Source organism: Acinetobacter sp. (assembly GCF_036659555.1).
Lineage (GTDB): Bacteria > Pseudomonadota > Gammaproteobacteria > Pseudomonadales > Moraxellaceae > Acinetobacter.
Map to the genome: position 1 here is coordinate 1 of NZ_JAVXCI010000132.1, position 5,598 is coordinate 5,598.

Below are 5,598 nucleotides of genomic sequence, written 5' to 3' on the forward strand. Positions count from 1 at the left end.
CTTGGCAAACCTTAGACATGGTGAACTCCATTGCTAGACAGCACCGATTGTGCGGCTAGTCATTAAAAGTAAACGGATGAAATCATTCAAGGGGCGTTTTATATCAAAAATACGCTTAAAAGACAAGCGAATTTATTAAAAACGCAACATGACCGCGTGCGATAGATCATGCCTTGATCAGTTAGCGGAGAAGAGTCTTAGAAATCAGCGTGTGAATCGGCTTGTTGAACGGCGGCAGGATGAATTTCAAGCTGTACAGCTTTGGATTCGACATTACGGAACGTTCATGCGACAAACTGAAAAAACCTTCTGGGCCATGATATTTCCCCATCCCTGATGCGCCGACGCCGCCGAATGGCAGGTCGTCCTGTGCGACATGGGTGAGTACCGTATTTTGCCCGAAATGCCCTGAATGGGTGCGCTGCGCGACATAGTCGGCGCGCGCCTGATCAAAGTCGAAATAGTATAATGCAAGTGGGCGCGGACGGCTATTAATAAAGTCAATAACATCGTCAATTTGATCATATTCCATGATCGGCAGGAGCGGCCCGAAGATTTCATGCTGCATAATGGCCATGTCTGGCGTCACATCCGTCAGCAGGGTCGGCGCAATTTTGCGCGCGGCCGCCAGGTCTTCATTCTGCGGATTGATTTCGGCAATCTGCGCGCCTTGCGCGCGGGCATTGTCCAAATAGCCCTGCAGGCGGCGGTACTGCTTGTCATTAATAATGGAGGTGTAGTCCTGATTGCTGGCCAGATCAGGGTACATGGCTTCAGCGCAGGCTCTAAAGCGCTCAATGAACTCCTGCGCCTTGCCGCGCGGCAGGAACAGGTAATCCGGCGCAACGCAGGTTTGGCCGGCATTCCACAGCTTGCCGACCGCCAGGCGCTCCGCCACATCCTGCAGGTCTATGGACGGATGCACCAGAACCGGCGACTTGCCGCCCAGCTCTAAAATGACCGGCACCAGATTTTCAGCAGCCGCCGCCATGACGGTTTTGCCCACGGCAGTTGAGCCGGTGAAAATCATTTTGTCAAAGGCCAGATGGCAGAAGGCATCGGAAATTGCGCCGCCGCCGTTAATCACTGCGACCAGTTCCTGCGGAAAGGCCTCGGCTAAAGCGTGTTCCAGCACGGCGCCAAAGGCTGCCGATGAGCTGGAAATTTTAATCATGGCGTGGTTGCCGGCGGCCAGCGCGCAGATCAGCGGGCCAACCGACAGCAGCAGCGGATAGTTCCATGGCGCAATAATGCCGATCACGCCCAGAGGCTGATACTGCACCCAAGCCTTGGCCGGCTGGTGGATAATCCCGATATGGCGCTTGGACGGCTTCATCCACTGGGTTAAATTCCTGCTGTAGTATTTAATGTGCTCCAGGCAGGTCAGCAGTTCGCCGATTTTAGTTTCGCTGACAGAACGGTTGCCGTAGTCCTGATTAATTGCTTCGGCAAATTGATCTTGGTACTTAACTAAGATACGCTTAAGCCGAGCTAAACGGTCAATGCGCTCTTGCGCTGTAGGCAGCGGATAGCGCAAATATGCGCGTTTTTGCTGTTCCAGCACATCGTGCAGGTGCGGAATTTCAACAGAATGTGCTGTCATTGAAGCTGTTTTTGTCTGACTGTTCATGCCGCGCTGCCATTTAAAATAAGCGATTAATTATTTTTTAGAGTAAATGCTCTAAATAGTCAAGCTACTTTATGTATTAGCCTGCTAATGCATTGAACTCATGGTTATTTTAGAATGTCCCAAACCAAAACGCTGAAAACCAAAGAACGCATTCTGCAGCTCAGCCTGCAGCTGTTTAATGAGCGCGGCGAACGTTCTGTTACGACCAATCATATTGCAGCTGAACTGGGGATGAGCCCGGGGAACCTGTATTATCATTTCCGCAATAAGAACGAAATTATCAAAGAGCTGATGGAGCAGTACCAAAGGGAAACTTTGGACATGCTCGCGCTGCCGGATGACCGCCTGCTGGATGCCAATGACAAGATCCGCTATTTTCAGGTGCTGAGCAGCCAGCTTTGGGCTTACCGCTTCCTGCACCGCGATGTCTACCATCTGGTGGAAAATAATGTGGATTTCCGCAAGATGTATCCGCGCTTTGCCGGCCAGGTGATGCAGCAGGGCCAGAAAATCTATAAAGCCTTTGTCGATGCCGGCCTGATGGAAATGACCAACTCGGAAATTGAAGCGCTGATTATCAACCTGTGGATTGTGCTGACCAACTGGACCAACTTCCTGTATATGTCCGGCCATATTACCGACTCTAACCATTTGGAAGAGAAGTGGGTATGGCAGGCATTGCGCCAGATGGTGTTTCTGGAAGGCGCCTATTTGCGCGGGGAAAGCCGTCAAACCTATGAGCGCCTGCTGGAAACTATGGGCGAGTCAGATCTGTTTGCCAGTCTTTCATCCGCCAAAGCGCATGACGCTGAATAAGGCTATTTAGTCTGCCTTGAAAAGGCGCTAGAATACTCGGCTTGCTTTTTATAAATTGAATGAGTGATACACACCAAAATGAATATGTCGACTGCTAACACTGCTCGCTTGCTCATTACCTGTGAAGATAAGCCGGGTATTGTGCAAGCTGTATCGAGCTTTTTGTATCATCATGGCGCCAATATTACCGCACTTGATCAATACGCGACTGAAGCTCAGGGCGGGCGTTATTTCATGCGTGTTGAGTTTGAATTGGACAGCCTGCAAAGCCGCAAAGAAAGCCTGCTGCAGACCTTTGAAAGCAATGTGGCCGCGCGCTACCATATGAACTGGCGCTTAGCTCTGGTCAGCGATGTGAAAAAGGTCGGCATTCTGGTTTCCAAGGTTGACCATGCGCTGCTGGAGCTGCTGTGGCGCCATGCGCGCGGCGGGCTGCCGTGCGAAATCACCAAAGTGGTTTCCAACCATGAAACGTTGCGCGAAGCGGTGGAAAACTTCGGCATTCCGTTTGAAGTGGTGCCGGTGACCAAGGAAAACAAGCGCGAAGCTTATGAAAAAATCAATGAGCTGATGCAGGGCAATGACCTGCTGGTGCTGGCGCGCTATATGCAGATTCTGGACGAAGAATTTGTGCAGAAATGGGAAATGAAGATCATCAATATCCACCATTCCTTCCTGCCGGCCTTTGTGGGCGCGAACCCGTATAAGCAGGCGCATGAGAAAGGCGTGAAATTGATTGGCGCGACAGCGCATTATGTCACTGCAGATTTGGACCAAGGCCCGATCATTGAGCAGGACGTAGAGCGGGTCAGCCATGACTTTACCGTAGAGCAGCTGCGCGAGCTGGGCCAGGATGTTGAGCGCAATGTGCTGGCGCGCGCAGTCAAATGGCATCTGGAAGACCGCATTATTGTGGACGGCAACAAAACGGTTGTATTCCAGTAAGGCTTTGAATCTTATTTTTAAAAAAGGCATGCTTTAAGTATGCCTTTTTTGCTCTATGCTGAGCATTTGAAAAAGCCATAAAAATAGGCAAATTAATAGTTGCAAATGAAAACACTTCTCATTTATCATTATGCTACTTTATTGCGCTAACAGATGAGCCTGATTGCAAATTCCTATTTGGAATGCAGTCGCTTCTTCAAGGTAACTGATTTTAATGAGTCAATATTCCGCTCCCATGATGCCAGCTCCGAACCCCATGAAAAAGAAAGTTATTGCAGCCTTAGCTGCAGCGGTCATTGGGCATATGGGCGTATTGTGGGCGGTCAGCCAGATGAAGACTCCTGAGCTCAAGCCGATAGAAAAAGATCCCATTCAAGTGCGCTTCGTGAAGCTGCAGGAAGCGCCAAAGCCTTTGCCTCCAAAGCCGAAGCCGCCGGAACCTAAGAAAGAGCCGCCGAAGCCGAAAGAAGTCAAAATTGTCGACAAGCCGCTGCCGCCTCCGCCGAAGAAAGTCGAGAAGGTGCAGCAGGTGAAAAAGGCCGATACGCCTAAGCCTGCGGTGAAGCCGGTGGAAGCGCCAGCGAAGCCAAGTCCAGTTATAGCGCCTGTCGTTTCAGAAAACAAAACGCCGGCTCCAGCGCCGGCTGCAAAAGCCGATCCTCCTGCCCAGCCTGCGCCTGTGTCGCCTCCAGCGCCGAGAAGCGTTTCGATTGGCGGCGGAGTGTCATGGCTGAAAGCGCCTAAGGTGAATTTTGCTCCGGGCGAACTAAAAACATCATGTTCATTGGTGATTGCTATTTCAGCCAATGAAAGCGGCAAGGTCATTTCAGCTGAAGCGAAAAATTCCAGCTGCGGGCCTGCCGTAAACAGAAAAGTGGCTGCCGCCGCCAAGCGTGGACAGCTGACTAAATATATTGAAAATGGCGTGGCTTATCCAACCAAAGTGGAACAGCCATTCGATTTTCAGCTTAAATAACCGGCTAACTCATTAGGAGTTCGAGTATGAACTTTTCAGTTTATTGGCAACATGCTGATGCAGTCAGTAAAACACTGTATTTCGTGTTATTGGCAATGTCGATTGCGACGTGGACGATTTTTGCATTGCGCATTATGGGCACGCGCCAGCTGAAACAAGTGGCTTTTGCCCGGCTTGCTGATGCGCTGTCTGCGCTGAAAGCGAAATTTGCGCCATTGAGCTTTGATCAGCGCAAAGCCGTTGCAGAGCAGGCGCTGCTGCGTCAAATTGCTGCGGAAAAAGCCAATGCTGAAAAAGGCGTTTCGGTGCTGGGCACCATCGCTTCTCTTTCGCCGTTTGTGGGTTTATTCGGCACCGTATGGGGAATTTTCCATGCGCTGGTGGCGGTCGGCAAAAGCGGACAGGCTGGCCTTGCGCAAGTGGCGACTCCAGTCGGTGAAGCTTTAATTATGACCGGCTTGGGCTTGGCGGTCGCCATTCCTGCGGTGCTGGCTTACAACATTGCGGTGCGCTTTAACCGCACGCTGTCCAATGAGCTGCAGGATCAGGCGCACGGCTTGCTGATTGACACCATGCTGCAGCAGGAATCTGCAAAAAAAGCTGAAGTTAAAACAGCGCATGAAAGTTTAGTTGGAGGTCAAGCTTAATGGCTTTTCAATTGGGTGAAGACAACGATGCAGGCATGAATGAGATGAACCTCATTCCTCTTATCGACATTATGTTGGTATTGATGATCATCTTTCTGGTGACAGCGACCGTTGCCAACCCATCAATTCCATTAACCTTGCCGAAAACTACTGCGGAGATTATAGATTTGCCGCCGCAAAAGGTGCAGGTCAGCATCAATGCCAATGGCGATGTGGCTTGGGATGACCAGGTCATCAGCCTGCAGGAGCTGGAACAGCGCTTTGCGGAAGCAGGCAAAGCCCCGCGCCAGCCGACAGTGATTTTAAAGGCCGACAAAGAATCACGCTATGACACTGTAGCGCAAGTGATGTCACGCGCGAGCGAAGCCGGCCTCAGTGATATTGCCTTTGCAACAGACAACTGATTTGCGCAAGCATGAAGAAAAAGCGGCCTTTGCGCTAATGCCAGTCAGTTAAGAAACTGACTGGCATTTTCTTTTTTAAATTCAAACTATTATTTGATACACGGAAGTGTCATCCGCAACCTGCATGGTCTTTGAAATGGACTGTTTTTGCAACAGAGGCTTTTTAAGCACAGAAAGTGG

At 50.5% G+C, this 5,598-nt stretch carries 6 protein-coding genes; 5 read left to right on the top strand and 1 reads right to left on the bottom strand.

Annotated features, from left to right (window positions below; genetic code table 11):
• Nucleotides 1–181: 181 nt before the first annotated feature.
• The gene (locus RSA72_RS13600; protein WP_332624320.1) at nucleotides 182–1,630 is read right to left on the bottom strand and encodes a coniferyl aldehyde dehydrogenase; all 1,449 of its coding nucleotides are present in this window, start codon (nucleotides 1,628–1,630) and stop codon (nucleotides 182–184) included.
• 114 nt (nucleotides 1,631–1,744) lie between these two features.
• Between RSA72_RS13600 and RSA72_RS13605 the strand changes: the two genes are divergently transcribed.
• The 5 genes from RSA72_RS13605 to RSA72_RS13625 all read left to right on the top strand — a co-directional run bounded on the left by RSA72_RS13605 (nucleotide 1,745) and on the right by RSA72_RS13625 (nucleotide 5,418).
• Nucleotides 1,745–2,446 (top strand): TetR/AcrR family transcriptional regulator, encoded by a 702-nt coding sequence (locus tag RSA72_RS13605; protein WP_332624322.1) that lies wholly within the window; start codon nucleotides 1,745–1,747, stop codon nucleotides 2,444–2,446.
• A gap of 78 nt (nucleotides 2,447–2,524) precedes the next feature.
• Nucleotides 2,525–3,391 (top strand): formyltetrahydrofolate deformylase, encoded by an 867-nt coding sequence (gene purU / locus RSA72_RS13610; protein ID WP_332633348.1) that lies wholly within the window; start codon nucleotides 2,525–2,527, stop codon nucleotides 3,389–3,391.
• Nucleotides 3,392–3,605: 214 nt separating this feature from the next.
• On the top strand, nucleotides 3,606–4,367 hold the full coding sequence (locus RSA72_RS13615; RefSeq protein WP_332624325.1) for a TonB-dependent receptor: 762 nt from the start codon (nucleotides 3,606–3,608) through the stop codon (nucleotides 4,365–4,367).
• Nucleotides 4,368–4,393: 26 nt separating this feature from the next.
• The gene (locus RSA72_RS13620) at nucleotides 4,394–5,014 is read left to right on the top strand and encodes a MotA/TolQ/ExbB proton channel family protein (RefSeq protein ID WP_068909148.1); all 621 of its coding nucleotides are present in this window, start codon (nucleotides 4,394–4,396) and stop codon (nucleotides 5,012–5,014) included.
• The gene (locus RSA72_RS13625; protein ID WP_068909145.1) at nucleotides 5,014–5,418 is read left to right on the top strand and encodes an ExbD/TolR family protein; all 405 of its coding nucleotides are present in this window, start codon (nucleotides 5,014–5,016) and stop codon (nucleotides 5,416–5,418) included. The genes RSA72_RS13620 and RSA72_RS13625 overlap by 1 nt, the downstream gene beginning before the upstream one ends.
• The last annotated feature ends 180 nt before the right edge of the window (nucleotides 5,419–5,598 follow it).